Raw genomic sequence first — 26,288 nt, 5'->3', positions numbered from 1 at the left:
CGCCGATCGCGAACCGGCGCAGGGTGGCTTCATCGCGTCGGTAGAGCTTGGACCCGGCGCGATGGGAATACATTACTTTTCAACTATTCAGGTGTCAACCTTAGGAATTACCCTCGGCTGGTGGTGCTGACACTGCCTGCCCGCCGCCCTGCGCCAAGACGTCCCCGACGCGCCGCTTCGATTGGGCGGGCGGCTTGCGGCCGCAAACCCTCGAGTCGATCGAGGCTCAATTGATGTGTCCGTTCAAGGAACTCGCCGCGGGGGGAATAGGCCGACGCTTGAACGAAATCGCTTGTTCCATGACTTCGCCTGCCGCAACGGAGAATCCCGGTGTGTCGCTTGCTGTCAGTACGTTCGTCTTCTTGATGTCGAACACCGCCAGATTGGCGCCCAGGCGCTGATCCCGCGTTTGCAGCTTCAAGCCGGCCTCGAGCGCAGTGGAGTACTACGGATCGACTGCCTGGCCGTTCTTGTCAATGCCGATATTGCCGCGGACCGATCCTGCGCGAGCATATCGTTTATGCGCCCGATGCATCAATCGTTCTGAATCTTGCAATTCACTTTGTCCTGCCAAGGCGCGAGACTCGTTCGCAAGGTTCCTCAGATACAGGAGCCGCAACTGGAGACAAGTGAGTGACTCTTCAAGCTGAAGAACTTCGTGCCTGGATCGGACGCAGCGAGACCATTCAGGACGCTGTTAACCCGACGCCGGTCATCGCGCTGACCGCCACGCTGGATCACCCTTCGGTGCCCGTCGAGACCGGCACCACTTTGCCGTACCTTTGGCATTGGTTGTATTTCCTGCCGATGCATCGACAGTCGGAAATCGGCGCCGATGGGCACGCCAAGCGCGGCGGCTTCCTTCCTCCGGTGCCACTGCCTCGCCGCATGTGGGCCGGCAGCCAGTTCGAGTTTCGCTCGCCCATACGAGTCGGTGACCGGGTCGCGCGAACCTCGACCATCGACGACGTGACCGTCAAAGAGGGCCGCACCGGCACGCTTGTCTTCGTCAAGGTCAGGCACGAGGTGCGCTGCAACGACAGCAGCGAACCAGCGCTCGTCGAATTCCACGACATCGTCTACCGCGAGGCTCAGGGTCCGAACGACGTCGCCCCACCGCCACAAGCCGCGCCTGCGGAAGCCCAATGGAGGCGCTCCATCGTGCCGGATGACGTGCTGCTGTTTCGCTACTCGGCACTCACCTTCAACGGCCATCGCATTCACTATGACAGGCAGTACGTCACCAAGGTCGAGGGCTATCCCGGCCTGATCGTGCATGGACCGCTGATTGCAACGCTGCTTATGGATCTCCTTCGGCGCCAGATGCCGCAAGCCGATGTGGCCAGCTTTCGATTCAAGGCGGTGCGCCCGACATTCGACCTGCATCCGTTCCATCTCCAGGGACAACCTGAAGCCGACGGAAAGACCATCCGGCTCTGGGCCTCCGATCACGAAGGCTGGCTCACGATGGACGCGACTGCGGTCCTGCGCTGATCTCCATCAACCCACCTACCTTCGGATAGAGCAACACATGCAGCCACTCAAGGGCCTCACGGTCGTCACGCTGGAGCACGCGATCGCGGCGCCTTTCGCCACGCGCCAACTCGCTGACCTCGGCGCACGCGTCATCAAGATCGAACGGCCGGGATCGGGCGATTTCGCCCGAGGCTATGACGAGCGCGTGCACGGACTGGCGTCGCACTTTGTCTGGACCAACCGCTCCAAGGAGAGCCTGACGCTCGACGTCAAGCATCCCGAGGCGGCCACGATTCTGGAACGCCTGGTGCTGGAGAAGGCAGATGTCGTCGTACAGAACCTCGCGCCCGGTGCCGCTGCGCGCCTCGGCCTCGGGTATGAAATGCTGTCCGCCGCAAAGCCGGGGTTGATCGTGTGCGACATCTCAGGCTATGGCGACGACCCGATCAACCCCGGTCCGTACCGTGACAAGAAGGCCTACGATCTTCTTATTCAGAGCGAAGCGGGGTTCGTCTCGGTCACCGGCACGCCCGATGAGCCGTGCAAGGCCGGTCCATCGATCGCCGACATCGCCGCGGGCATGTACGCGTACAGCAGCATTCTCGCGGCGCTGTTGCAACGCGGCCAGACCGGCAAGGGGCAGCGCATCGACATCTCCATGCTGGAGTCGCTCGCCGAATGGACCAGCTATCCGCTCTACTACGCCTTCGAAGGCGCCGCACCACCACCGCGAACCGGCGCCAGTCATGCAACGATCTACCCCTATGGCCCGTTCCCCACGGGTGACGGCAACATGGTGATGCTGGGCCTTCAGAATGAACGCGAGTGGGCCAGTTTCTGCGAGACGGTGCTGCAGCGACCGGCGCTGACTGCCGATCCTCGCTTCACAGCCAACTTCAAGAGGGTGGCCGAGCGCGACGCGCTGCGCAGAATCATTGTGGAAGCCTTCTCATCCCTGACCAGGGCACAGGTGGTCGAACGGCTCGAACTCGCGCAAATCGCCAATGCCCAGGTCAACACCATGAATGATGTCTGGGCCCACCCGCAACTGAAGGCGCGCGGGCGTTGGACCGAAGTCGGCTCGCCGAAGGGCCCGCTCCCCGCCATGCTGCCGCCCGGCACCTGGGACGTGGGGCCGCGCATGGACCCCGTGCCGGCACTCGGTCAGCACACCGACGCAATCCTTGCCGAGCTGGGCTACGGCGCGGCCGAGATCGAGGCGCTGCGCGCGGCCAAGGCTGTCTGAGGTGGGCATCATGTCCGTTGCTTCCAATATCCCTCGCACCTACCTCTTCGTTCCGGGCACGCGGCCGGAACGCTTCGGCAAGGCGCTGGCAAGCGGCGCGGATGCCGTCATCCTGGACCTTGAGGACGCGGTCGCAGCCGACGACAAGGCGCTTGCCCGCCAGGCGATCGCAGACTGGTTCCGTTCCGCATCCGCGGGCGACCGGACGCGCACGGTGGTGCGCATCAACGATGCCGCGTCGCCGTGGTTCGATGACGACTTGGCGGCGTTGCGCAAGGCCGGGGCCTGCAGCGTTCTGCTGCCCAAGGCCGAGTCTGCACAGCAGGTCGCGGCGACGCTCGCCGTGCTGCCCGGAGCCAGCGTTCTCGCGCTGATCGAAAGTGCGCGCGGGGTGGCCGGAGTCGACACCGTCGCCGCCGCGGGCGTGTCGCGTCTGGTGTTCGGCACGTTGGACTTCGCATTGGACCTGGACATCGAGATTGATAACGACGCTTCGGGTCTCGCCTACGCGGCCAGCCGCATCGCGATTGCCTCGCGCGTGGCAGGCCTGCCGGCGCCGGTCGCCGGGGTCACGCCACAGCTGGACGATCGCAAGCGCCTTCTGGCCGATCTGGCTTCGGCGCGTGCTCTTGGCTTTGGCGCCAAACTGTGCATTCATCCGAGCCAGGTCGAGCCCATTCACACCGCGCTAAGACCCCCCGCAGAAGCACTGGCGTGGGCGCAGCGAGTGTTGGCAGCCGATGCAGCGTCCCCGGGCACTGCGCGGCTCGACGGCCGCATGGTCGATCGACCTGTGGTCCTGCAGGCGCAACGCACGCTGGCCCTGGCCCGCGACTGAATCTACCCTCAACATCCAGCCCAGAAAGATCCAACACCATGGCCTCCACCATCATCGACTCGCGCATCTTTGGCGACATGTTCAGCGACGCGCGCATGCGCGACGTGTGGTCTGACGAGAACCGGACCGCCAAGTACCTCGACATCGAACGCGCGCTGGCCAAGGTGCAGGGCGAGCTCGGCATCATCCCCAAGGATGCGGCGGACGAGATCGTTCGCAACTGCGAGCTATCCCAGATCGACTGGGCGAAGCTCAAGGCCAAGACCGAGCAGATCGGCTACCCGATCATTGCGGTCGTCAACCAGATCAACGCCAACTGCCGCGACAAGCTGGGCGAGTATTGCCACTGGGGCGCTACCACGCAGGACATCACCGATACGGCCGCGGTGCTGCAGATGCGCGAAGGCCTCGCATTGGTCGAGCAGGATCTGGACCAGATCGGAGAAGCACTGGCTGCGCTGGCAAAGAAGTACCGCGACACGCCGGTGATCGGTCGCTCCAATCTGCAGCAGGCCACACCGATCACCTTTGGCTACAAGATGGCAAGCATCCTGGCCGGTATCGACCGTCACCGCGAGCGTCTGCAGCAGCTCAAGCCACGGGTGCTGATGGGCGAGTTCGGCGGCGCGTCGGGCACGCTGTCGTCGCTGGAGAAGGGCGCGATGGAAACACAGGCCGGCCTGATGAAGGAACTCGGCCTTGCCCAGCCACTGATCTCCTGGCACACGGTGCGCGACACCATCGCGGAGGTGGGAGCCTTCCTTGGACTGGTGGGTGGCTCGCTCGGCAAGATCGCGATGGACGTCAAGCTGATGATGCAGACCGAAGTGGCCGAGGTGTTCGAGCCTTTCGCACCCGGCCGCGGCTCGTCGTCGACCATGCCGCAGAAGCGCAACCCGATCTCCTGCCTGTACATCCATGCCAATATCTCTGTGGCGCGTCAGCATGTCGCTGCGCTGATGGATGCGATGGTGGCCGACCACGAGCGCTCGACGGGCCCTTGGGAGATCGAGTGGGTGTCCTTGCCGGAGATTTTCTGCCTGATGTCCGGGGCGCTGAAGCAGACCAAATTCATCCTCAAGGGCCTGGAAGTCGACGCCACGCGCATGCGCGCCAACATCGACATCACGAATGGACTCGTGATGTCGGAGGCCGTGATGATGGGACTGGGCCCCTACATCGGCCGCGAGTACGCGCACGACCTGGTCTATGACCTGTGCCGCCAGGCACTGGCCGACAACCGACCGCTGGTCGAAATCCTGGTCGCCCATCCAGAGATCAACAAGCACGTCACGCGAGCCCAACTCGACGCGATGTGCGACCCGGCCAACAACCTCGGCCAAGCCGGCGTCATGGTCGATCGCGTGCTCAGCGCGCGCCGCTGAGTCCGTCTTCGCTACCGACCGAACCGGCGCAGACCGGTACGCATTTGTGCGCCTCTCATACCGGAGACAACGTCGTGAACATCCGCAAACTCCTAAAGCTGCTCTATGTACAGGTCCTGATCGGCCTGATCCTCGGCATCACCGTGGGCCACTACTGGCCCGAGTTCGGCGCCGCCCTCAAGCCGCTTGGCGACGGCTTCGTCAAGCTGGTCAAGATGATGATCGCGCCGGTGGTGTTCTGCACCATCGTGAGCGGCATCACTTCGCTTGGCGACTCCAAGGAGATCGGCAAGACCCTGCTCAAGGCAATGGGCCTCTTCTACGCCCTGACAATTCTCGCGCTCATCACGGGCTTGGTCACCGTTTTGCTGATTCAGCCGGGCGCCGGTATGCACATCGATCCGAGGAACCTCGATGCCTCCGTGGCGACGCGCTTTGCGAACCAGGTGCATATCCATGGCTTTACCGACTTCGTCATGCACATCATCCCGAACGCGTTCGTCGGCGCTTTCGCCGAAGGCGAGGTGCTGCCTGTGCTGCTGCTCGCGGTGCTCTGCGGATTCGGGCTGACGAAGATCGGGGTGGCCGCCAAGCCGGTGCTTGAGGGCATCGAAGGCTTTTCGCACATGCTCTTCGCGGCCTTCGGCATCATCATGCGGCTGGCGCCGATCGGCGCATTCGGCGCGATGGCGTTCACTGTAGGGCGTTACGGCATCAAGTCGATCGGTTCACTCGGACTGCTGATCGGGACCTTCTATGTGGCCTGCATCTTCTTTGTCGTCGTGGTGCTCGGCGTGTTGTCGCGTCTGCACGGGTTCAAGCTGTGGCAGGTGATGCGCTACATCAAGGAAGAACTGCTCGTGGTGCTCGGTACGTCGTCCAGCGAACCAGTGCTCCCCCGTCTCCTGCTCAAGCTCGAACGGCTGGGTTGCAAAAAGGGCGTGGTCGGGCTGGTGCTTCCGACCGGCTATTCGTTCAATCTCGACGGCACGGCCATCTACCTCACGCTGGCGTCGATGTTCATCGCCCAGGCCTGCGACATCCATCTCACGTGGCTGCAGATCGGCTCGATGCTGGGCATCATGCTGCTGACCTCCAAAGGCGCGGCGGGTGTGACAGGCAGTGGCTTCGTCGCCTTGGTTGCCACGCTCACGGTCATGCCTGATTTGCCAGTGGCCGGCGTCGCGCTGATCGTCGGGATCGATCGCTTCATGTCCGAGGCGCGGGCGCTTACCAGCACCATCAGCAACGCTGTGGCTTGCATCGTGGTCTCGATCTGGGAGAACGCTTGCGACCGGGACGTGCTGCGGCGCGAACTGGCCGCGAACTACGCCAACACCGAGCACGAACTCGAAGAGGGGTCCGCAGACCCGCAGCTGCCGCTCGGCCACGCTGGCCCGGCACACTGATGCCAAGCGCCAAGCGCCAAGCGCCAAGCTTCGAGCTTCGAGTTCGGCCGCCTCAGAAGACTCAACTCACCGCGCGGCGGCCTTCTGGCTTGCGCGCTTTGTCTTCATCTCAGAGAAGAACTCGAAAAACTGCAGGGCGGCCGGCGAGAGGGTGCGGCCCTTGCGCCGAATCAGGCCCACCTTGCGACTGACGACCGGTTCGACCAACGGGACGCTGACCAACAGCGGGTGATCGGCGCCCGGCATGGCGATCGAGGGGACTGCCGCGACGCCGAGCCCGGCTTCGACCAGCCCCAGCATCGTCGTGACATGCTGCGCCTCGTAGATCGCTTGCGGGCGCCCCGGCAGACCTGATAGCGCCTGGTCCAGCAGCAGGCGGTTTCCAGACGCCTTGCTCACCGAGATGTAGTCGTACTGCGCCAGGTCCGTCCAGCTCACCTTCCGCTTGCCCGCGAGCGGATGGTCGCGCCGGCAAGCGGCAACGAAGCGCTCCTCCATCAGCGGCTTGAACTCGATGTCGGGTTCCTGGCCTCCAATGAAGTTGAGCCCAAAATCCGCCTCGCCACGCGACACGGCGGCGAGCACCTCATTGGCGCTCGCATCGAAGACCTTGACCCGGACCTTCGGGTATCGCTCGTGATAGCGCGAGATCACCTGCGACACGAAGTAGTAGACCGTCGACGGCACGCAAGCGATGGTGACCTCGCCCATGCGCGTTGCCGCCACCCCGCGGATGCCCAGCAGCGTGAGGTCCAGATCGTCAAGCAGCTGCTGCACCTTCCGGTCGAAGTCGCGCCCGACCGCCGTCAGGCTCACCCGCCGCGTGGTCCGCTCCAGCAGCCGTACTCCGAGCGCTTCTTCCAGCTTCTCGATGCGCCTGCTGAACGCGGGCTGCGATACGTGCAGCGCTTCGGCCGCCTTGCGAAAGCTGTTCAGTTCGGCGACGGCGCGGAACGCCTGCAGGTCGTTGAGGTTGAAATTGATCGCCATGGTCAGGTACCGCAGGCATGTTTGACTGATCGACAGTGTGCATCAATCGATCCTAAACATGCAATTCACAGCAAGCATCGAACCGAAGACCATAGGTCCACGGTCAAGGAAGCGACCTGGATGCCAATCTTTCAACCATCGGAGACATCAATGCAACTTCACAACGCACCCGTCCTGTGTGCCTTGGCCTCGGCGGCTGTGCTCTTCTGCAGCGGCGCGCTCGCCGCCTATCCCGAAAAATCGATCACCATCGTCGTGCCGACCGCCGCCGGGGGCGCCAACGACGCGATGGCGCGAGTCATCGGCCAGGCGATGTCGGCCGCCCTCAAGCAACCGGTCGTCGTCGACAACAAGGCGGGCGCCAACGGCGCGATTGCCAGCGAGTTCGTCATGCGCGCCGCGCCGGATGGCTACACGCTGATGCTCGGCTATGTGGCCACGCATGCGATGAATCCCGCACTGCAGAAGCTGCGCTACGACCCGGTGAAGGACTTCGAGCCCGTGGCCATGGTCGGCACGTCCGCGACGCTGATGGTCGTGACCCCTTCGGTCAAAGCGAACAATGCGAAGGAACTCGTCGCCGCGCTCAAGACCGCCCCGGACAAGACGAGCTACGCGTCTGCTGGCAACGGAACGGCACCGCATTTCGCCGCTGAGATGTTCAAGCTGTCGACGGGCACCAGCATGCTTCACGTACCGTACAAGGGATCGGCGCCTGCGATCACCGACACGATCGGCGGCCAGACACAGGTGATGTTCCCGAGCCTCTTCACTGCCATGCCCTACGTCAAAGCCGGCAAGCTCAAGGCGATCGGCGTAGCCGGTACCAAGCGTTCGCCGCAGATGCCGGACGTGCCGACGCTCAAGGAGCAGGGCGTCGACAACGTGGATGTTTCGCAGTGGTACGGTATCTTCGCGCCAGCCAAGACTCCGAAGCCCGTGATCGAGCAACTCAACAAGGTGCTCAATGCGGCCTTGGCCGACAAGGGCGTCATCAAGAAGCTGGAGGACCACGGCGCCGAGGTTGAAACCATGACTTCCGAGCAGATGCGCACCTATGTGCAGCAGGAGCAGGTCAAGTGGAAGAAGGTGGTCCAGGCGGCAAAGCTTTCGGCCGACTGAGATGAGCAGGACCATTCCCTGCGTGCTGATGCGTGCGGGTACCTCGCGCGGCCCTTTCTTCCTGAGGGAGTGGCTGCCTGAAAGCGACGAGGAGCGCGACCAGGCGCTGATCGGCGCGATCGGTGCCTCCGATCCGCTGCAGCTCGACGGCTTGGGCGGCGGCAGCACCCTCAACAGCAAGGTCGCCATCGTTTCCCGTTCAAAGGAACCGGGCTGCGATCTGGACTACCTGTTCGCGCAGGTGGGAGTCGGACACCGTTCCGTCGACACGCGGCCGAACTGCGGCAACATGCTGTCGGGCGTCGCGCCCTTCGCAATCGAGCAGGGGCTGGTCAAGGCGCAGGACGGGGTGACGCGGGTACGCGTCTTCAATGTCAACACGCGATCGCGCATCGACGTCACGGTCAGGACGCCCGGCAAGCGCGTCACCTACGAGGGAGATGCGCGCATCGATGGCGTGGCCGGTACGGCTGCACCAATCCTCCTGAACTTCCTGGACGCGTGGGGTGCCGTGACGGGCAAGGTCTTTCCGACCGGTCGGCGGATCGACACGATCGACGATATCGAGGTGACGTGCATCGATGCGGCGATGCCGCTGATGATCGTGCGCGCGCGTGACCTGGGCGTCACCGGCGGCGAAAAGCCCTCGGCGCTCGATTCGAATACGGTACTGCTGGAGCGGCTCGAGAAGCTGCGTCTTCAGGCCGGCCTGTTGATGGGACTCGGGGATGTTTCGGGCAGCGTCATTCCCAAGCCGGTGCTGGTCAGCGCAGGAGACTCGCCGGACAGCATCACCTCGCGCTACTTCACCCCACGCCGCTGCCATGCTTCGCATGCGGTGACTGGTGCGATCGGCGTTCTCAGCGCCTTCGCACTCCCGGGCACCGTCGCCAGTGCCTCTGCTCGCGAGCCAGGCCGTCACAACCTGGTTCTCCTGCACCCGGCAGGGCAGATCGACGTGGAAGTCGAGCTTGCGGGTCGGGCGGACGATGCGACCGTGAAAGCGGCGGCGCTGGTGCGTACCGCCAGAAAGATCATGCAGGGCGAGATGCAGTTGCCCGACTATGTCTTTACGCGCCCTGAGGCCGTTGCGCGTCAGTCGGCCACGTTCCCGCGCAAACCGATCACCATCATCGTGCCGACCCGTGCGGGCGGCGGCAACGACACGATGGCCAGGATCATCGCGGCCGAACTGAAGCCGCTGCTCGGCCAAGAAGTTCTCGTGGACAACCGGGCCGGCGCAAATGGTGCTATCGCGAGCGAGTATGTGGCCAGGGCAGAACCGGACGGCCACACCCTCATGTTCGGCTACGTGGGCACCCACGCCATGAACCCCGCACTCCAGAAGCTGGGCTACCACCCTGTCAAAGACTTTGAGCCGGTCGGGTTGATCGGATCGTCGCCGACCCTGATGGTGGCCAACCGGCACGCCGGCTTCGACGACGTTCGCGGCCTCCTGCAGCGTTTGCGCAGCGGGCCGGGCAGCATCAGATACGCGTCGGCCGGTGACGGTACGCCGCCACACTTCGCGGCGGAGCTGTTCCAACTCAACACGGGCACGAGGATGGAAGGTAGAACCCATGAGGGTGCAGCGCCTGCGATCGTGGACACACTCGATGGTCGCTCGCAGGTCATGTTTCCGAGCCTGTTCACCGCGCATCCCTTCATCCTCGACGGCCGGCTGCGCGCCCTCGCCGTTGCGGCCCCGGCGCGTCTCGAAGCGTTACCTGCGGTGCCTACGCTCTCGGAATCAGGCATCGAAGGGGTCGATGTCTCGCAGTGGTATGGGCTGTTTGCCCCTGCACGCACCTCGCCCGCGGTGGTCGCGCAGATCAACCGCGCCCTCAACGAGGTTCTCGCCAATCCGCAAGTGGTTGCCCGATTCGAACGCCAAGGCGCCAGGGTCGAGGCCGGTCCGCCCTCTGCACTGCGAGAACGCGTTCGGCACGAGTTCGGTCGTTGGCAGGACGTGGTGGACGAGGGCGGCCTCGCGCCGCAAGACATCCGTCTGCTTGCGGCGGATTGATCGGCCGAATCACCCAGACCCGGCACTCGTTGCCGAACCATCTTGCGGCACGTTGCCGCATCCACCGCCGGCGTTGCGAGGCGCCGGTAATCCCTGTCCGTCCCTTGGAGACACTTGCTATGCGTAAGTCCTTGATCACCTTTGCGGCGCTGGCTGCTTCGGGCGCTGCTTCGGCGCAGTCGTCCTTGACGCTTTTCGGCGTCGCTGATTCGGCGGTCAGTCACTACAGCGTGAAGAGTTCCTTCTACAACAACACGGGGACGCTCCCGCCGCTGTCGGCTCTCGCCGTGGCAGAAGCGACGCGTTCTCAAACCGTGCTGTCGAGTGGCGCCAATTCGTCGAGCCGTGTCGGCTTCCGTGGCACCGAAGACCTGGGCGGCGGACTGGCGGCAGGGTTCTGGCTTGAGTCAGGCATCACCCAGGACAGCGGCGCAACCGCTTTGGCCTCCTTCAGCCGTCGCTCAACGGTGAGCCTGTCCGGCGGATTCGGTGAACTCAGGCTCGGCCGGGACTATGTTCCGACCTACTGGAACGAGAGCGTGTTCGATCCGATGGGTGCAGTCGGCGTCGGCGAAAACCTCATCAAGAGCATCAGCGGCAACATCGCCACGGCGCGCGGCCCGGGCTCCGCCATTGCCGCGAATGACAACGCGATTCGGGCGTCCAACAGCGTGGGTTACTTCCTGCCTCGCGATCTCGGCGGTTTCTACGGTCAGGTCATGTACGCCCTTCCTGAGAACGTGAAATACAGCTACCTGTCCGACAGCCCGTCCCAACGTGGCCGCTACTACGGCGGGCGGTTCGGCTATGCAAGCGGCCCGCTCGATGTGGCGGTTGCCTACGGACAAAGCACGGCAGCCGACACCTTGTTGATCAGCGAGGCCGGGGTCGTGGCCGGCACCCGGCTTTCCGAGAAACTGCGCACGATCAACTTGGGCGCGTCCTACGATTTTGGTGTCCTCAAGCTGATGGGCGAGTTGTCGCAGGTCAAGGACAAGGCTGAGACCACCACCGCTCCCTTGAGTGCCGGCAGACTCACCTTCAAAGACAATGACGAGTACAACGGCGCCATGATCGGCATGACGGTCCCCGTCGGTGCTGGCGTTCTGAAGGCGTCGTACGCTCGCGTCAAGTTCAAGAACGACCCGGGTTCCGCCGCGCCGACGTTGTCGGCACTGGACCGCGACGCGTCGGTGAACAAGCTCGCGCTCGGCTACGTCCACAACCTGTCGAAGCGCACCGCGCTCTACGCCACGGTGGCTCGCGCTCGGATCAAGAACGGGCAGAACAACCCTGCAATCATGGCCGTCGGGCTTGGGGGCCCTGCCTTCTTGTCTACGGGTTCGGGCGTGGCGGGTTTGGCGCCGCGCAGCGCTACGGGCTACGACTTCGGGCTGCGCCACGCATTCTGACGTCAAGTGTGGCAGCGTGTATGGGGCTCTGGCTTGAGCCCCATCGTGCTGATCAATCGCGGAAGAATGACGTTGGCATGCACCTTGAAGATGTCTGCAATACAACCCTAAGCGGGCATTGAAGGAAGAACAGCGACCAGCAGCATTTAGTCCCGGCGTCATCGCACAGTCCTTCGCCTCCAAGGTGGCGGCGCAAGAGATTGGCGCAGCATCGCCAGAAAGGCCGTTGCCCGCGCACTTCGCCCGAAGCGGGTGCCCAGCATGGCGACGACGTCGGCGGCAGGAACATCCCAGCTCGCAAGCACCCGCTTGAGCCGACCGGCTGCCAGATCGGCAGCGACGTTCCACTCCGACCGCATCGCGACACCCTGCCCTGTGACCGCCCAGTCGCGCACCACCGCGCCGTCATTGCTGCACATGGTGGGACGGATCCGGACCGTCTCCGGCTCGCGGGAAGCGTGCACGAAGCGCCACAGTGTGACGTCCTCGTCGTTCTCTCTCACCACCAGGCATCGATGCCGCAGCAAGTCTGAAGGCGACTGAATCGGCGAAGCACTGGCGAGATAGTCCGGGCTGGCGCAGAGGATGCGTCGGTTCGGTGCCAGCGTCGTGACGATCTGGTTTTGGGCGCCAGGCGGTCCGATGTGGACGATGACGTCGCTGCTCTCGACCAGGTGCGCGCCGGGATGGTCGGCAAGGTCCAGGGTGACCGTCACGCCAGGGTGCGCTTTTGCAAACGCATCGACCACGGGTGCGACATGCAGCCGGCCGAAGCCATGCGGGGCGGCTATGCGTAGATGCCCGCTGACGGCCTTCTTGCGATTGGCCAATGCCTCGGACAGCGCCTCCATCGCATCGGCCACGATCGTCCCGTGCGATGCGACCAGATCGCCTTCATCGGTGAGGACCATCCTGCGGCCGGAACGGTCGATCAGCCGGATGCCAATCCGTGCTTCCAGCGCTTGCAGGCGCTGGGTGACGGCCGGCGGCGTGACATCCATCTTCCGGGCAGCTTCAGCGAGCGACGCGGACTGGGCCAGCATGTTGAAGAAGCGCAGATCCTCAGAGCTGATCATTTAGTGGGACCTTAACTCGCTATGCAGGTTCGATAAATTGTAGGTTGAATCGATCAGGCGCAACATCCGGTCATCTCACTTGGTCGGTGCCGGCCCGCATCCAGCAGGCCGCATCGGACAAGCACAACTCGGAGCACGACATTGGGCCAGCCCATAGCCATGAAGCAGGCGCAAGCCGAACAGACCGCAACGACGCTGGGGGAACTGGCGACGCCTTGCCTCGTCCTCGACGCTGAGCGGATGGAGCGGAACATCGCACGCCTGAAAGCCAGGCTGGACGGCCTGGGCGTCACGCTGCGTCCCCACCTCAAGACGTCCAAGTCGGTGGACGTCGCGCGCCGCGTCATGACGTCGCCGTCGGGTCCGGCAACCGTTTCGACGCTTCTTGAAGCCGAGCAGTTCGCGGCGGCCGGCGTGCGGGACATCGTCTACGCCGTCGGCATCGCGCCATCGAAACTGCCACAGGTGCTGGCGCTGCGCGCCGGGGGCGCCGACGTGACCGTGGTGCTGGACACCGTGGAGCAGGCGCAAGCGGTTGCCCGGGCCTCGCGCCAGGCCGGCACGCGCATTCCGGCGCTGATCGAGATCGACTGCGACGGCCACCGCTCCGGCGTGCTGCCGACCGACCGGCAGCTGCTGCTGGACATCGGCCACGCCCTCGAAGACGGCGCGGAACTGCGGGGCGTGATCACGCACGCCGGCGCAAGTTATTCGGCCCGTGGGGCCGAGGCCTTGCGTCAATGTGCCGAGGTCGAGCGCCGCAGCGTGGTCGATGCCGCCACCGTCCTGCGCGAGGCGGGCTTGCCCTGTCCGGTGGTCAGCGTCGGCTCCACACCGACCGCGCACAACGCGGCCGACCTCACCGGCGTCACCGAAGTCCGGGCCGGCGTGTTCGTGTTCTTCGATCTCGTGATGGCCGGTATCGGTGTCTGCCAGGTCGACGACATCGCGCTGTCGGTACTCGCGACGGTGATCGGCCACCAGCGCGACAAGGGATGGATCGTGATCGACGCCGGCTGGATGGCACTATCGCAGGACCGCGGCACCCGCAGGCAGGCGATCGACCAAGGTTATGGGCAGGTGTGCGACACCGCCGGCGTGCCCTATCCGGACCTGCTCGTTGCCGACGCCAACCAGGAGCACGGGATCATCACGGTGCGTCCCGGCTCGGGGGGCAAGCTGCCCGATCTCGCGATCGGTGATCGTGTGCGGATCCTGCCGAACCACGCCTGCGCCACAGGCGCCCAGCACCGGGCTTATCACGTCGTTCGCGGCGCTTCCGACCGGGTCGAAGCCGAGTGGTCGCGTTTCGGGGGCTGGCGATGAGCGGCGAACAGTTCGTGACCGGCATCCTGACGGACCGGGCGCCGAAGCCGGCAGGTCACTACACGCAGGCCATTGTCTCGGGCGCCCACGTCTTCGTCTCCGGCCAGTTGCCGATCCGCCCGGATGGACGTGCGCTGGACGACGACGGATTCGAGGCGCAGGCCAGGCAGGCGATCCAGAACATGCTGGAGATCGTGCACGCCGCGGGCAGCTCGCCGCAACAGATCGTCAAGGTGACGGCCTACATCGTCGGCATCGCCAACTGGGCCCGCTTCAACGCGGTCTATGCGTCCATGCTGCCGGATGCGCGCCCCGCGCGCAGCGTGGTTCCGGTATCGGAATTGCACTACGGGTACCTGGTCGAGATCGACGCCATCGCGGTGCGCGAACCATGACCGCCATGGCGACCCGGCCCGGCCACCACGACCACGAAGACGTGGTGCTGGTCCCGTTTGCCACGGAACACCTGGAAAGCGCCCTCCGGCTTTCGCAGGAGATGTCCTGGCCCTATCGGCTCGAGGACTGGGCCTTCGCGCTCGAGCTCGGCCAGGGCTTCGTGCTCCGCAACGGCGCCGGTACGGTGATCGCGACTGCAGCCTGGTGGGCCTACGGCGAGGACCATGCTTCAGCCGGGATGATCATCGTCGCCAACGCGGCCCAAGGCCGTGGCCACGGTGCCCGGCTGATGGATGCGCTGCTGGCAGCGGCGCACCCGCGGACCATCACGCTGAACTCGACGGCCGAAGGTCTGGCGCTTTATGAAAGGCGCGGCTTTGTCCGCATCGGCGTCATCCAACAGCATCAAGGCGTTCCCGACGAGCGCCACCAGGCGCCACCGGCCAGCCTGGTCAGGGCGATTACTCCCTTGGATGTCGAGGCGGTCGCGCATCTGGACCGTCAGGCCACGGGCTGGGCCAGGCGGCAGATGCTGGATCGGCTCATCCGGGCCGGTGACGGCCACGTGCTGGTGCGTGACGGCGAGCCGCGCGGCTTTGCCATTTCACGCCTGTTCGGCCGCGGGCACGTCATCGGTCCCGTGGTTGCCGAAAGTGCGGCCGATGCGCGCGCCTTGATCGAAGCCGCGCTCGCACGACTTGGCCAGGTTTTCGTCCGCGTCGACACCGATGCCACCTCGCAGCTCGGGGACTGGCTCGAAAGCATCGGCCTGCGCCAGGTCGGTGACGCCACCACCATGGTCAAGGGGCCGCACATCCCGCCGGCGGGGCCAGCACGCATGTTCGCGCTGGCCAACCAGTCGTTCAATTAGGAGACATCACGATGCCGCGCTCGAAGACCCCGGAAAGGCCGCTATGAAGCTGACCTCGTATTGGCTGGACACCTCGGAGCCCTTCCGTAGTGCCACCGCAGGACCCGTGCAGGGCAGCTGCGACGTGGCGGTGATCGGCGGCGGCCTGACCGGCTGTTCGGCTGCGCTGGCGCTTGCCAAGAAGGGTGCACGCGTGGTGCTCCTTGAAGCTGAGACCATCGGGCACGCCGCCTCCGGTCGCAACGGCGGCATGTGCAACAACGGCTTTGCCCAGGACTACGGCACGATGTCGGCCAAACTCGGCAAGGAAGTCGCCGACCGGCTCTATCGGGCCTTCGACGCCGGAGTCGATACGGTCGAGCGCCTGGTGGCGGAAGAGAATATCGACTGCAGCTTCGCGCGCGTTGGCAAGATCAAGCTAGCGGCCAAGCCCGAGCACTACGACAAGCTGGCGCGCAGTCAGGAACTGCTGGCGGCCAACGTCGACCCCGACACGGAGATGGTCAGTCGCGCCGACCTGGCCGGCGAGGTGGGGTCGGAGCGCTATCACGGCGGGCTGATCTACCGCAAGAGCGCCGGCATGCATGTCGGGCGCTTCGTTCGCGGCTTGGGCGTAGCGGTGGCGCGGCGTGGCGTGGAGATCCACGAGCATGCGCCGATGACGGGCCTGCGACCCGCGCCCGGCGGAGGGCACCAGATCGAAACGCCGAAGGGCCGGCTCTACGCCAAGCAGGTTCTGCTGGCGAGCGGGACCTCGCAGACGGGGCCGCTGGGTTGGATTCGACGCCGCATCGTGCCGGTCGGCGCGTTCTTGATCGTCACCGAGCCCCTGCCGACAGAGACGCTCGACCGGCTATTGCCGCGGCGCCGGATGGCGGTCGATACCAAGAATCTCGTCAACTACTTCCGAACGACGCCCGACAACCGGCTGCTCTTCGGTGGACGCGCCCGCTTCGCCGTCTCCAACCCGACCTCCGACGAGAAGAGTGGCGCGATCCTGCAGGCGGCATTGCACGAGGTCTTTCCCGACCTTCGCCAAGCGCGCATCGACTATTGCTGGGGCGGCATGGTCGACATGACGCGTGACCGCCTGCCACGCGCCGGCGAGCGCAATGGCATCTACTACTCGATGGGCTACAGCGGCCATGGCACCCAGATGTCGACCCTGATGGGGACGATCATGGCGGAAGTCATGGACGGGCGTGCCGAACTCAATCCCTGGAAAGACTTCGACTGGCCCGCGATCCCGGGGCATGTCGGACCACTGTGGTTCCTGCCGCTGGTAGGGGCCTATTACCGGCTCAAGGACAAGCTCGCCTGAAGCCGATCTCGCCACTCATCGATCGAGGAGACAACCATGAACGAGCACAATCCTGGAAGCCATGCAGGTGGCGTTCGGCGAGGATGTGCCGTACAGGGGTGCATTCCTCCACACCGTGAACTCGCGCCTGTTCCCCAGCGCCAGCCCGCAGCAACTGGATGAGGTGGAAGCAGCCATTGCCGGACGGATGTCTGCAAGCGTGGCCGCCGCATACACCACCCTGTCTTTGGAGTGCGATGTCAGTGAGCATGCCCGACGCGTGACCTGTCCCACGCTGCAGTTTCACGCGCGTGCAGACTTGGCGGTTCCGTTCGAGGAGGGCTGCCACCTCGCCTCGCTGATCCCGCAGGCACGGTTCGTTCCGCTCGACGACGACAGCAACATTCCACTTGCGGGCAATCCGCACTGGCCCCGCGTGGCGACCGAGTTGCGCGGATTTCTCGGCATGGAGGACCCAATGCCGAAGGCAACGCCGGCCGATGTCATCGCGGCACCATCCACGCCCAGCCTGACGTCGAGACAGATCGAGGTGCTGCTCCTGATCAGCCAAGGCAACACCGATAAGGAGATCGCCCGCGCCTTGGGGTTGAGCCCGAGAACGGTGGAGATGCACGCGGGCGACGCCCTCCGGGCGCTGAAGTGCCGCACCCGCGCCGAGGGCGTTCACCTCGCCGCGCACCTTGGGCTTCTGCGATAGGTGCATCGAGTACGGTAGATCTACGGGAGTGCGCACCTTCCCCGTACCGTGCTCGGCACACTGGTGGCGAGGCTCACTGGCGACCAGACTCTAGTCGTCAAGAACGATTGCGGAGTCCATCATGAACCTCACACTGCCTGCCGTCTTCGGACACTGGAGTTCTCCGCGGGAGCTGTTCGGCCGCGCAATCGCCTGGATTGCACGCAGCCATGTGTCCGGCCGCGCCGCTACAAGGCCGATCAGTCCTACCCGCCTCACGTGGACTCTTCACAAGGCCGCGACCCAATCGATCCTTCATCCCAGGGGCATGCGCATCGAGTGTCTGGCCGGGTGCGTGTGGCTGACGCATGACAGTGATCCGAGGGACATCGTGCTGCAAGCGCCGGCGACGTACTTGGCCGACCGGGATTCGAGGCTGCTGATCCACGCACTCGATGACGCCAAGGTTCGCGTCAGGGCTCGCTGACCTCGAACGTCAGCTCACGCTGCGAAGCGAAGTTCAGGTCTGGAAGTCGAAGGGCGCGAAGGGGCCCCAACCGTACGTTTCCCAAGCCTAGAACGCGTGGCGAATTCCCAGGTCGTAGCCCGTCGAGGCCCTGGGGGTGAAGGGCGAAGTGCTGATGAATGCGGGCCCTCCGGTCGTCAGCGCTGAGCCATTCTTGTTGCTTACTCTGGCCAGCGTCGCGTAGAGGGCGGTTCGCTTGGACAGGTTGTGGACGTAGCCCAGCGCGACCTTGCTGGCGCGTGGGTCACCGGGAGATGTGTGCGTCGCGCCGAAGGCCTGGTCGTACCTGACCCTGGCATAGGAGGCCCGGATCAGACCCACGCCAATCGGAACGGTGATGCCCAGCAGATAGCCGCGCAGCTTCGTGTCATTGAACGGCACCAGTGGAGGCACTTCGACATCGCGCTGGAAACTGGAACGCGAAACTTCGCCAAACAGCTTCGCGGGTCCGAAGTCGTACGAGGCGCCAAGGCTGAGCGTCTTGACCGAATCGGTGGTGCCGGCGAAGAACTGGTCGCCTGTGTTGGCGTTGCCGTAGGCCAATGCGACATCGACGGGTCCCGACGCGTAGCCGAATCGCGCGCCGACATAGCGGCCCGTGCGCGAATTGTTCGCGGCGGCCGGCGTCAGGGTGCTCGGCGCGTATTTCGTCTGCTCGTGAAAGGCGTAGATGGCCTGCCCGTAGAACCCGCCCAGCTTCGGCGGAAGAAAGTAACCGATGCTGTTGCTGGCGCGGTTGTAGCTCGTGCTGTTCCCGAATCCGCCTGCACCGCCCGTTGGGTTCGTGGTGTTCGCCGTGAAGAGGAGGTTGGTTCCTGTACCCACCGCGCCGAACGGGTCGAACGCTGCGTCGTTGAAGAAGATGGGCGTGTAGTCGCGACCCAGCCTGATTTCGCCGAAGCCGCCCGACAAGCTCAGGGTCGAACGCCGCGAGAACAATGCAACGCCGGTCTGCCCGTCGTCGTTGGTGATGGGAGCCTCGAGCCAGAATCCGGCCGCCAATCCACCGCCAAGATCTTCGGTTCCCCGGAAACCGAGCCGGCTGCTGTTGTAGGCGCCGTTCGTGAGGGCGGTTCGGCTGACCTTGACGCTGCCTCTGGCGCCACGCGCGTCTTCGGAGCGGTTCGAGAAACCGCTGACCGCCGCATCGACGAGCCCGAACACGGTGACCGAGGATTGCGCCGATGCGGCGCCGGCGACGGCCATGGCAGCGAGCGAGACGAATTCTTTTCTCATTCAGGTAGCTCCGGAGTTGCAGAGCCGGCTAGTCGGCGGTCAGGCCGATGCGCTTGGAGATCTCGGCGAATCGATCGATGTCGCTGTTCACGATCTTCTGGAATGCCTCGGGCCCATCGCTTGCCGGCGTGTAGCCCAGGTCGCGCAGAACCTTTTGTACGTCGTTGCGCATCAGGATCTTTGCGAATCCCTCGTAGAGACGTTTCTGAACGTCGACCGGCGTGCCCTTGGGCGCGAGCAGGCCGTGCCATTGGCTGAGTTCGTAGCCCGGCAGGCCTTGTTCGGCGACCGTCGGAACATCGGGCAGTTGGCTGAATCGTTCCTTCGACGAAATGGCGAGTGCTCTCAGCTTGCCGCCCTTGACCAACGGCATGGCGCTGGATGCGGTGACGAGAGCGATGGGAATCTGGCCGCCGACGATGTCGTTCAGCGCCGGTCCGCAGCCCTTGTAAGGGACGTGCAGCATGTGGACGCCGGCTCGCAGGTTGATGAGTTCGCCTGCGAGATGCTGCGGCGTGCCGCTCCCGCACGAGCCGAAGGACACCGTGTTTTCTTTCGGCCTGGCCGCCGCCATGACGTCGGCGAAGGTCTTGTAGGGCGAATCCGCCGGCACGACCATCACGGTGGCGACGTAGGCCACGTTGATGATGGCGACGAAGTCGGTCTTCGGATTGAAGGGCAGCGTCCTGAACACGCCGGGATTGATCGCAAACGAACTGTTCACCATCAGCAGGGAACCCCCGTCCGCCGGCCGCCCGGCGACATAGCGAGCACCCAGGTTGCCGCTCGCACCGGGACGGTTCTCGACGACCGAGGCCCGGCCCAGGCTGTCGGCTGTGTGGTTGCCGATCAGCCGTGCGAGCACGTCCGTGCCGCCGCCCGGCGGAAAGGTCACGGTGACTTCGATCGGTTTCCCCGCAGCGTCGCCGCTCTCGCCAGCCATCGCGAAAGGCACCTGAAGGCAGACCACGACGAACGCGGCCAGCCCGACCAGCCGATTGCATTGCTTCATGCTCGATTCCCTTCGTTGATCCACATGGACGCCGCTGCCGACCGGACGCCATGCAAGGCCTGAGCCTGCGGCCGCTGGGCGGTATTTTCGATGGCCCTCGCGGACTCACCGTCCGGGTGCGCACCCTGCACCAGCGCTACGCAGGCAGCCAGGCTGTCGGAGGTCGCAGCATGGATGCGATACAGCGGATCGCCGGCCCGGACGGCATCGCCAACCTGGCACAGCAGGTCGATGCCGCTGCCCTTGTCGACCGGCGCGCCGGCCAGCCTCGCGATGCCGGCAATGGTCCACCCGTCGAGCCCGCTCACCACGCCGTCATACTCCGCTCGCACGACATGGGTCAGCGCGCTCGGGCGCGCCGGCTCGTCATGCGCTCCCTGCACCTCGACGATCCGGGCAAAGGCGCGCCGCGCCGCGCCCGATTGCAGCAGCGCCTGCGCCGCCGCGCGTCCCTTCTCGGCCGAGCCCACCGACGGATCCCAGGCCAGGATCTGGCCGGCAAAGCGCAAGGCCTTTTCGCGCAGGTCGTTGGGCGCGTCCGCGTGGTTGTCGAGCACGAGCAGCACGTCGCGCAACTCCAGCGCCGGACCGATGCCCCGGCCGATGGGCCGGCTGCCGTCGGTTGCCAGCGCGCGCACGTGCAGGCCGATTCCAGCGCCCGTGGCTTCGAACAATGCCGCCAGCTCGAGCGCTGCGTGCTCGGTGCGCAGCTTCGCGTACGGACCGTAGGGCAGGTCGACTATGACGTGGGTCGCGCCCGCCGCCTTCTTCTTCGACAGGATCGACGCCACCGACCAGCGGGTCGAATCGAGGCCCAGCGGCCGGGTCACGGCGTTCATCACTTCGTCCAGCACTGAATGATTGAGGCGGCCATTCCAGGCGATGCAGGCGCGTGCCTCTGCGACGCAGCGCCGCACCTCCTCGACCGTGAGATCGACCCGCGCCACGGCTTCCATGACGTCGGCCGTTCCGGCAGCGGATGTGATGGCGCGCGACGAGGTCTTCGGCATTGTGAGGCCGTGCGCCGCCACCAACGAGACCACGATCGGAGTGATGCGGCTGCCGGGCACGCCACCCATCGAATGCTTGTCGACGACGATGCGCTCGTTCCACGTCAAGCGATGCGCCAGGCTTGTCCTCACGCGGGCCAGGCTCAGGACCTCCGCGTCCGACAGGTGCTGCGTCGCGGCGACGAGGAACGCCGTCAGCTCGCGATCGGCGTACCGTCCCTCCACGATGTCGCGCAGAAGCCTCCGGTATTGCGTTTCGCCCAGCGCTTCGCCGCGTATCTTGCGCACCAGCAGGTCGTGGCTTCGAGCTGCAGGAATCACGCGCACTGCGATTTGGCTGCCTTGTGGTGCACCGAGCGCTTCGAAGGTCTCGCGCGACAAGCCGGCTTCGCCTGCCGCCAGCGCCGTGCCGGCGCCGCCGACATGGACACGGGCCCACACGCGCGAGATGCCGCGACCGCCAACGGCCGACAGTTCCACCTGCTCGCCGCCGTGCCATGCGGGCAGGACGGATGAAAAATGAACCACCCGATCCGCGCCGCTGCGCATCTCCAGGCACCGGATCGTCGCCCAGCCGCAAAACGATTCGAGCGCTTCAACGAAGCGGTCGATGCCTTCGGCCAGGCTTGCGTCGTTGTCCACCCCGAGCGAGCGCACCGATGCCGGAATCGGCTCGCCGCGCCGGGCCAGCCGCAGGTGCGTTTCTTCCTCACGCTCGCGCCCCCGGGCGGCAATGCGCCTCGCCAGCACTTCCGGCGCGGCCGTTACGTCGATCACGACCAAGCGTGCCAGGCACTGCGACAGCTGCGCGATGACGCTGCGCGAACCGTTGGCGATCACGTGCTGCCCAGCCTCCAACGCAGTCCGCAACGACGCGGGTAAGCCGTAACACAGACCGTGCGCGCGCCACGTCACCAGAAAGTCCCCGGCGCTTTCGCGTCGATCGAATTCCGCAGCCGAGACGCTTTCATGGTCTTCGCCCGGCGCCGCCGCCGGACGCGTGATCGTGCGCTTGGCGAAGACATGGCGCGCCTGTGCCGACAGCCGCTGTCGCGCGCCGTCGATCAGCGAGTCCTTCCCCGCGCCGCTCGGGCCGACGACGAGGAAGAAGGTGCCGCTTTCCATTTCGGCTACCGGGCTTCGTCGAGGCCGATGTCGACGGCAATCGCAGCCTGCGTGATGCGGCTCGTCGAGATGTAGTCGACGCCGGTTTCTGCGATCGGGCGAATCGTCTCCAGGCGAATTCCGCCCGAGGCCTCGACCTTGGTGCGGCCCTCCACCATGCGCACGGCCTGTCGCATGTCGCCCACCGACATGTTGTCCAGCATGATCACGTCCACGCCCGCCTTCAGCGCCTGCGCGACCTGGTCCAAGCGGTCGCATTCGACTTCCAGTTTGGTCAGCACCGGCAGCGAGCGGCGCGCGCGGGCGACTGCCGCCTCGATGCTGCCGCAGACCGCGATGTGGTTGTCCTTGATCATCACGCCGCCGTCCAGGCCCAGGCGGTGATTCAGGCCGCCGCCGCAGAGCACGGCGTGCTTCTCCAGCATGCGCAGGCCCGGCGTGGTCTTGCGGCTGTCGATCAGCCTGGCCTGGGTGCCCGCGATGGCGTCCACGTATTTCGCCGTCTCGTTGGCGATGCCGCACAGCCGCTGCATGATGTTCAGCGCGGTGCGCTCGGCCGTCAGTACGCTGCGCGCCGAGCCTTTCACCGCAATCAGTATCGCGCCGCGTTCTACGCGTTCTCCATCGGACACGAGGACGTCCACCTCCAGCGAAGGGTCGTAGCGCTTGAACACGTGCGCCGCTACGTCGACGCCCGCCACGATCGCGGCTTCCCGCGCATTCATGCAGAACGCACCGCGCTCGTCCTTGTCGATCATGGTCTGAACCGTCAAGTCACAGCCTCCGACGTCCTCTGCTAGCCATTGATCGATCAGGCGATCGGTCAAGAACGGGTCGTACATATCGCGCTCCTGGATGCGGCCTCGGCGGCCTTTCGGGTTGGAATCAACTTCAATAAACTTAGCTATCGAAGTTAATTAGTCTAGATCAGACGCCGAGGTTGTCAACATAATATTTGAGCTCTAATATTATTATGCTGCCGTGGCGGGAGACAGTTCGGGTGCAGCAACGAAGCGATGGGGAGCAGCATCTATCATGTGCGCAGCGTTCCCCCGGGGACGTGCGCCGCCGCCATCCCACTGCCTTCCAGAACCCTCGTCCTGCATGCCATGAGAGACAGACAGCCCCCACCGCTTGCCGATTCACCCGAGGACACTCAAGAGCGGCTGGCGCATGTGGTCAAGGATGCGGCGCGGGCTTACGTGCGCGCATTGCAGATGCGACTGGTGTCGCACGCGGTTTCTTACGGCCACTGGTCTGTTCTCCGCGTGCTCTGGCTGCGCGACGGCCTGTCGCAGCGAGAACTCAGCGTTCGCGCCGGCATCACCGAACCGACCACCTTCACCGCCGTCAAGGCGCTCGAAACGCTCGGCTATGTCGAGCGCATGCACCTGCCGGGCAACGACCGCAAGGTCCATGTCTATCTGACGAAACTGGGGAAGCAGTTGCAGCGCAAGCTCGTCCCCCTGGCAGAGGAGGTCAACGAGATCAGCGTGCGTGGCATCCCGGCAGAGGATGTGGAAACCACCCGGCGGGTCTTGCTGGCCATCACCGCCGCGTTGGCGGAGGACGAAGCTGCCGCCGAAGGCACGAAGCGGCGCGTGCCTTCGACGCGCGAGCTGGGCAACCGGCTCACGCGCATCGAGCCCACGGCCACTTAGCCACGCCAATGCGCCGTTCGCGGGGCGTGTGCGGCAACAACGGAATGGACAAACGATGGAAGTCAGAAAGTTGTCGAAGTGGAACGAGTTCGTCGAACTGACGGAGGCTCAGACGGGCTGGGCATTTCGCGGGGAAGTTTCGGCGCAGTGGCCTCTGGTGAGTTCGCTCACTCGGCGACTGCAGGTCTACGCACCTGATTCTTCGCTTTGGCCGCTGCGCGAGGAGCGTTCGTTGCGCGTGTTCCGCCGCAAGGCGCACATCTATCGCACCTCTCCCGCCGCGTTGCAAGACGACCTTCGCTGCCTGGCGCTCATGCAGCACCATGGTGCGCCCACGCGATTGCTCGATTTCACCAAGTCGCCTTACGTCGCAGCATTCTTCGCGCTCGAAGATGCGGTCACCGACGCGGCGGTCTATGCCCTCAACACGCCCGCTCTGTGGTCGGCATCGCCGACATTCGATCCAGAGCTGACGCGTGAAGTGATCGATCCGCGCGTCGCGGGCAACTTCGAGAAGTATTTCATGGTGAACCAGTTGCCCATCGTCTGGTTCGGGGAACCGCTGGAGATGGATCAGAGACTGGTCGCGCAGTCGGGATTGTTCGTCTTGCCAGGCATATTGGATCAGCCACTTCACCGCATTCTCGACGGTTATGTGGCAGACGAGCCGGTCATCGTCAAATACGTGCTGCCCCTTGAGATGCGCGCACAGGCGATGCAGTCCCTCTATCGCATGAACGTCACGAACTCGACGCTCTTTCCGGATCTCGATGGTTTGGCCCGTTCCATGGCCTACGAATTGGAAGTCGTCTGGGAACGGCTGATCGCGGAATACCACGAGCGCGCTAACGTTCAGAAGCCGTAGCTGGCCCATGTTGGTGTTGATGCCCAATCGGGCCTTGTGCACAAGGTGGTCGCCACGGCAGCCAACGTCAACGACGTGACGCAAGCCGGCGCGCTGCTTCACGGCGAGGAGACGGTGGCCTTCGGCGATGCTGGCTATCGGGGTGTCGACAAACGCGAAGAAGCGCGGGGGCCCGAAGTGGAACGTGGCGATGCAGCCGGGCAAGCGTCGGCAATTGGACCCGACGCGCAAGTGGGCGCGCCTGCTGGAGAAGGCCGAGCAGCTGAAGGCGAGCGTGCGGGCCAAGGCCACTGCCATCATGCAGGACGTGTGCCGAGCCGTGAGGCAACAGCACGATGTCACCGGCACCGAGCTGCAGTGGGTCGCCCCCGGCCGGGTCTTCAAGAATCGCCGTGCCGCCGAGCACCACGTGGAATGGGATCTCCCCCGTTTTCGAGGGCTCGTACGCTACGCGCCAAGGGATGCCGTAGAGGCAGCGAACTTCCAGCTGCCCGGTTACTGGGATCATGTCGAGAAGATGGCTTAGCCAGTCCATGGCAGTGAGAGGGTGGTCCGGCAAGTGGGCGCGCGTTGCGGCTGATTCCAAGGTGCTGGATGGCCGAGTTGTTGGTCGAGACGGGTTCTTCGCAACGTCAGCGGCGAGCGGCTCCGGTCACAGCCCAAATCAGGCCGGTCATGACGACGACGAGGCCTGCGGTTTCCGCGACGGTGGGGCTGTGGCCGAGCAGGGGCCAGGCCGATGGCGCCCAGTAACATCCCTATGATGCTCATTGCCGCGAACGGAAACACGGCCGAGTGGCTCGCAGGCGCCAATTGCAGCGCGCCAAAGGTCAGAAGGCCGAAGGGCGTGCCAGCGAGCAAGGAAATGAGCAGCCACAGCTTCCAGCGGAGGATCAGCACCTGCCGATCCTTGCGCCAGGCCATTACCAGAATCGGCAGGGTCACCAAGCCCGCCACGCCGAAGCGCAGTGCGGTCAGATCGGGCGACTCCAGGCCTCGGGCGATGCCCCAGCGAGCATAGACAGTGTAGAGGGCGCCGATACCCGCCGCCAGCAATCCGACCGCCGCGCCGTGGGCAAGCCGTTTGAAATCTTCCTTGACCACGAGGGGCAAAGCCGGATTGTGCAGAGTCATGGCGCTCTCCTTGTTTGCCCCGCGCTTATTGTCGGTCTCGTTGATGGCATGGGTCATCCTGCCTCGGTTGACCCGTTTGCTGACGCCTTGGTTGTATAGGTCATAGCCCAGCGCCAGCCACGACCTGCTGTCCACTTTCCGCCAGGCTA

Annotated in this window: 24 protein-coding genes and 2 pseudogenes; 17 read left to right on the top strand and 9 right to left on the bottom strand. The window is 64.9% G+C overall.

The window, feature by feature from the left end; genetic code table 11:
- Positions 1-226: 226 nt before the first annotated feature.
- Positions 227-421 carry a hypothetical protein gene (locus ACSQ9A_RS35095; protein ID WP_436307364.1) on the bottom strand — a complete coding sequence of 65 codons (195 nt, stop codon included), beginning with the start codon at positions 419-421 and terminating at the stop codon, positions 227-229.
- 326 nt (positions 422-747) lie between these two features.
- Here ACSQ9A_RS35095 and ACSQ9A_RS35090 point away from each other — a divergent pair, with 326 nt between their 5' ends.
- The 5 genes from ACSQ9A_RS35090 (at position 748) to dctA (ending at position 6,354) form a co-directional block, all read left to right on the top strand.
- On the top strand, positions 748-1,494 hold the full coding sequence (locus ACSQ9A_RS35090; RefSeq protein WP_436307363.1) for an FAS1-like dehydratase domain-containing protein: 747 nt from the start codon (positions 748-750) through the stop codon (positions 1,492-1,494).
- A 37-nt stretch (positions 1,495-1,531) separates the two neighbouring features.
- Positions 1,532-2,722: a CaiB/BaiF CoA transferase family protein gene (locus ACSQ9A_RS35085; RefSeq protein ID WP_436307362.1), complete on the top strand. Its 1,191-nt coding sequence runs from the start codon at positions 1,532-1,534 to the stop codon at positions 2,720-2,722.
- 10 nt (positions 2,723-2,732) lie between these two features.
- Positions 2,733-3,560 carry an HpcH/HpaI aldolase/citrate lyase family protein gene (locus ACSQ9A_RS35080; protein ID WP_436307361.1) on the top strand — a complete coding sequence of 276 codons (828 nt, stop codon included), beginning with the start codon at positions 2,733-2,735 and terminating at the stop codon, positions 3,558-3,560.
- 38 nt (positions 3,561-3,598) lie between these two features.
- Positions 3,599-4,945: a class-II fumarase/aspartase family protein gene (locus ACSQ9A_RS35075; protein WP_436307360.1), complete on the top strand. Its 1,347-nt coding sequence runs from the start codon at positions 3,599-3,601 to the stop codon at positions 4,943-4,945.
- 74 nt (positions 4,946-5,019) lie between these two features.
- Positions 5,020-6,354, top strand: a complete 1,335-nt coding sequence (dctA, locus tag ACSQ9A_RS35070; RefSeq protein WP_436307359.1) for a C4-dicarboxylate transporter DctA — start codon at positions 5,020-5,022, stop codon at positions 6,352-6,354.
- Between the two features lie 66 nt (positions 6,355-6,420).
- On the opposite strand, the gene ACSQ9A_RS35065 is transcribed toward dctA, so the two are convergent.
- On the bottom strand, positions 6,421-7,344 hold the full coding sequence (locus ACSQ9A_RS35065) for a LysR family transcriptional regulator (RefSeq protein WP_436307358.1): 924 nt from the start codon (positions 7,342-7,344) through the stop codon (positions 6,421-6,423).
- Between the two features lie 150 nt (positions 7,345-7,494).
- Here ACSQ9A_RS35065 and ACSQ9A_RS35060 point away from each other — a divergent pair, with 150 nt between their 5' ends.
- The 3 genes from ACSQ9A_RS35060 to ACSQ9A_RS35050 all read left to right on the top strand — a co-directional run bounded on the left by ACSQ9A_RS35060 (position 7,495) and on the right by ACSQ9A_RS35050 (position 11,904).
- The gene (locus ACSQ9A_RS35060) at positions 7,495-8,466 is read left to right on the top strand and encodes a Bug family tripartite tricarboxylate transporter substrate binding protein (protein ID WP_436307357.1); all 972 of its coding nucleotides are present in this window, start codon (positions 7,495-7,497) and stop codon (positions 8,464-8,466) included.
- A gap of 1 nt (position 8,467) precedes the next feature.
- Entirely contained in the window at positions 8,468-10,492 is a 2,025-nt protein-coding gene (locus tag ACSQ9A_RS35055) for a 4-oxalomesaconate tautomerase (RefSeq protein ID WP_436307356.1), read from the top strand.
- Positions 10,493-10,611: 119 nt separating this feature from the next.
- A complete protein-coding gene (locus ACSQ9A_RS35050; RefSeq protein ID WP_436307355.1) occupies positions 10,612-11,904 on the top strand; it encodes a porin in 1,293 nt (430 codons plus the stop codon).
- A 158-nt stretch (positions 11,905-12,062) separates the two neighbouring features.
- On the opposite strand, the gene ACSQ9A_RS35045 is transcribed toward ACSQ9A_RS35050, so the two are convergent.
- The gene (locus tag ACSQ9A_RS35045; RefSeq protein WP_436307354.1) at positions 12,063-12,980 is read right to left on the bottom strand and encodes a LysR family transcriptional regulator; all 918 of its coding nucleotides are present in this window, start codon (positions 12,978-12,980) and stop codon (positions 12,063-12,065) included.
- 159 nt (positions 12,981-13,139) lie between these two features.
- Between ACSQ9A_RS35045 and ACSQ9A_RS35040 the strand changes: the two genes are divergently transcribed.
- The 6 genes from ACSQ9A_RS35040 (at position 13,140) to ACSQ9A_RS35015 (ending at position 18,057) form a co-directional block, all read left to right on the top strand.
- Positions 13,140-14,306, top strand: coding sequence for a DSD1 family PLP-dependent enzyme (locus ACSQ9A_RS35040; RefSeq protein ID WP_436307353.1), 1,167 nt, complete (start codon positions 13,140-13,142; stop codon positions 14,304-14,306).
- On the top strand, positions 14,303-14,701 hold the full coding sequence (locus ACSQ9A_RS35035; protein WP_436307352.1) for a RidA family protein: 399 nt from the start codon (positions 14,303-14,305) through the stop codon (positions 14,699-14,701). Before ACSQ9A_RS35040 ends, ACSQ9A_RS35035 begins: the two co-directional genes overlap by 4 nt.
- Positions 14,698-15,573, top strand: a complete 876-nt coding sequence (locus ACSQ9A_RS35030; protein WP_436307351.1) for a GNAT family N-acetyltransferase — start codon at positions 14,698-14,700, stop codon at positions 15,571-15,573. Before ACSQ9A_RS35035 ends, ACSQ9A_RS35030 begins: the two co-directional genes overlap by 4 nt.
- A gap of 43 nt (positions 15,574-15,616) precedes the next feature.
- Complete coding sequence (locus ACSQ9A_RS35025; protein ID WP_436307350.1) at positions 15,617-16,894, top strand: NAD(P)/FAD-dependent oxidoreductase; 1,278 nt, start codon at positions 15,617-15,619, stop codon at positions 16,892-16,894.
- Positions 16,895-16,955: 61 nt separating this feature from the next.
- Complete coding sequence (locus ACSQ9A_RS35020) at positions 16,956-17,591, top strand: LuxR C-terminal-related transcriptional regulator (RefSeq protein WP_436307349.1); 636 nt, start codon at positions 16,956-16,958, stop codon at positions 17,589-17,591.
- 121 nt (positions 17,592-17,712) lie between these two features.
- Positions 17,713-18,057 (top strand): DUF2917 domain-containing protein, encoded by a 345-nt coding sequence (locus tag ACSQ9A_RS35015; RefSeq protein ID WP_436307348.1) that lies wholly within the window; start codon positions 17,713-17,715, stop codon positions 18,055-18,057.
- Positions 18,058-18,144: 87 nt separating this feature from the next.
- On the opposite strand, the gene ACSQ9A_RS35010 is transcribed toward ACSQ9A_RS35015, so the two are convergent.
- The 4 genes from ACSQ9A_RS35010 to nadC are packed head-to-tail and all read right to left on the bottom strand — an operon-like array spanning position 18,145 to position 23,252.
- On the bottom strand, positions 18,145-19,332 hold the full coding sequence (locus tag ACSQ9A_RS35010; RefSeq protein WP_436307347.1) for a porin: 1,188 nt from the start codon (positions 19,330-19,332) through the stop codon (positions 18,145-18,147).
- Between the two features lie 28 nt (positions 19,333-19,360).
- Positions 19,361-20,344 (bottom strand): Bug family tripartite tricarboxylate transporter substrate binding protein, encoded by a 984-nt coding sequence (locus tag ACSQ9A_RS35005; protein WP_436307346.1) that lies wholly within the window; start codon positions 20,342-20,344, stop codon positions 19,361-19,363.
- The gene (gene phnN, locus ACSQ9A_RS35000; RefSeq protein ID WP_436307345.1) at positions 20,341-22,479 is read right to left on the bottom strand and encodes a phosphonate metabolism protein/1,5-bisphosphokinase (PRPP-forming) PhnN; all 2,139 of its coding nucleotides are present in this window, start codon (positions 22,477-22,479) and stop codon (positions 20,341-20,343) included. Before phnN ends, ACSQ9A_RS35005 begins: the two co-directional genes overlap by 4 nt.
- Positions 22,480-22,484: 5 nt before the next feature.
- Positions 22,485-23,252, bottom strand: coding sequence for a carboxylating nicotinate-nucleotide diphosphorylase (nadC, locus tag ACSQ9A_RS34995; RefSeq protein ID WP_436291954.1), 768 nt, complete (start codon positions 23,250-23,252; stop codon positions 22,485-22,487).
- Positions 23,253-23,588: 336 nt separating this feature from the next.
- Between nadC and ACSQ9A_RS34990 the strand changes: the two genes are divergently transcribed.
- From ACSQ9A_RS34990 to ACSQ9A_RS34980, 3 genes and pseudogenes are all read left to right on the top strand, one after another.
- Positions 23,589-24,140, top strand: coding sequence for a MarR family winged helix-turn-helix transcriptional regulator (locus ACSQ9A_RS34990; RefSeq protein WP_436291972.1), 552 nt, complete (start codon positions 23,589-23,591; stop codon positions 24,138-24,140).
- Positions 24,141-24,195: 55 nt separating this feature from the next.
- On the top strand, positions 24,196-25,005 hold the full coding sequence (locus tag ACSQ9A_RS34985) for an FRG domain-containing protein (RefSeq protein ID WP_436307344.1): 810 nt from the start codon (positions 24,196-24,198) through the stop codon (positions 25,003-25,005).
- Positions 25,006-25,008: 3 nt separating this feature from the next.
- Positions 25,009-25,291, top strand: a pseudogene (locus ACSQ9A_RS34980) (transposase); the annotation flags it as partial.
- Here ACSQ9A_RS34980 and ACSQ9A_RS34975 read toward each other — a convergent pair.
- Positions 25,283-25,540, bottom strand: a pseudogene (locus tag ACSQ9A_RS34975) (cupin domain-containing protein); the annotation flags it as partial. The pseudogenes ACSQ9A_RS34980 and ACSQ9A_RS34975 sit on opposite strands and share 9 nt — an antisense overlap.
- The gene (locus tag ACSQ9A_RS34970; RefSeq protein WP_436307343.1) at positions 25,528-26,196 is read right to left on the bottom strand and encodes a DMT family transporter; all 669 of its coding nucleotides are present in this window, start codon (positions 26,194-26,196) and stop codon (positions 25,528-25,530) included. The pseudogene ACSQ9A_RS34975 and the gene ACSQ9A_RS34970, both read right to left, overlap by 13 nt.
- Positions 26,197-26,288: the final 92 nt, after the last annotated feature.

It is taken from the genome of Variovorax sp. LjRoot290 (assembly GCF_964253985.1).
Classification (GTDB): domain Bacteria; phylum Pseudomonadota; class Gammaproteobacteria; order Burkholderiales; family Burkholderiaceae_C; genus Variovorax.
Note: the sequence above shows the minus strand (reverse complement) of the source record. Positions and strands in the feature narration are given on the sequence as shown.

Coding starts and splice junctions, on each gene's coding strand:
- ACSQ9A_RS35085 (WP_436307362.1), top strand. CDS start 1,532: ATGCAGCCACTCAAGGGCCTCACGGTCGTCACGCTGGAGCACGCGATC.
- ACSQ9A_RS35080 (WP_436307361.1), top strand. CDS start 2,733: ATGTCCGTTGCTTCCAATATCCCTCGCACCTACCTCTTCGTTCCGGGC.
- ACSQ9A_RS35075 (WP_436307360.1), top strand. CDS start 3,599: ATGGCCTCCACCATCATCGACTCGCGCATCTTTGGCGACATGTTCAGC.
- ACSQ9A_RS35065 (WP_436307358.1), bottom strand. CDS start 7,344: ATGGCGATCAATTTCAACCTCAACGACCTGCAGGCGTTCCGCGCCGTC.
- ACSQ9A_RS35060 (WP_436307357.1), top strand. CDS start 7,495: ATGCAACTTCACAACGCACCCGTCCTGTGTGCCTTGGCCTCGGCGGCT.
- ACSQ9A_RS35055 (WP_436307356.1), top strand. CDS start 8,468: ATGAGCAGGACCATTCCCTGCGTGCTGATGCGTGCGGGTACCTCGCGC.
- ACSQ9A_RS35050 (WP_436307355.1), top strand. CDS start 10,612: ATGCGTAAGTCCTTGATCACCTTTGCGGCGCTGGCTGCTTCGGGCGCT.
- ACSQ9A_RS35045 (WP_436307354.1), bottom strand. CDS start 12,980: ATGATCAGCTCTGAGGATCTGCGCTTCTTCAACATGCTGGCCCAGTCC.
- ACSQ9A_RS35040 (WP_436307353.1), top strand. CDS start 13,140: ATGAAGCAGGCGCAAGCCGAACAGACCGCAACGACGCTGGGGGAACTG.
- ACSQ9A_RS35035 (WP_436307352.1), top strand. CDS start 14,303: ATGAGCGGCGAACAGTTCGTGACCGGCATCCTGACGGACCGGGCGCCG.
- ACSQ9A_RS35030 (WP_436307351.1), top strand. CDS start 14,698: ATGACCGCCATGGCGACCCGGCCCGGCCACCACGACCACGAAGACGTG.
- ACSQ9A_RS35025 (WP_436307350.1), top strand. CDS start 15,617: ATGAAGCTGACCTCGTATTGGCTGGACACCTCGGAGCCCTTCCGTAGT.
- ACSQ9A_RS35020 (WP_436307349.1), top strand. CDS start 16,956: ATGCAGGTGGCGTTCGGCGAGGATGTGCCGTACAGGGGTGCATTCCTC.
- ACSQ9A_RS35015 (WP_436307348.1), top strand. CDS start 17,713: ATGAACCTCACACTGCCTGCCGTCTTCGGACACTGGAGTTCTCCGCGG.
- ACSQ9A_RS35010 (WP_436307347.1), bottom strand. CDS start 19,332: ATGAGAAAAGAATTCGTCTCGCTCGCTGCCATGGCCGTCGCCGGCGCC.
- ACSQ9A_RS35005 (WP_436307346.1), bottom strand. CDS start 20,344: ATGAAGCAATGCAATCGGCTGGTCGGGCTGGCCGCGTTCGTCGTGGTC.
- phnN (WP_436307345.1), bottom strand. CDS start 22,479: ATGGAAAGCGGCACCTTCTTCCTCGTCGTCGGCCCGAGCGGCGCGGGG.
- ACSQ9A_RS34990 (WP_436291972.1), top strand. CDS start 23,589: ATGAGAGACAGACAGCCCCCACCGCTTGCCGATTCACCCGAGGACACT.
- ACSQ9A_RS34985 (WP_436307344.1), top strand. CDS start 24,196: ATGGAAGTCAGAAAGTTGTCGAAGTGGAACGAGTTCGTCGAACTGACG.
- ACSQ9A_RS34970 (WP_436307343.1), bottom strand. CDS start 26,196: ATGACCCATGCCATCAACGAGACCGACAATAAGCGCGGGGCAAACAAG.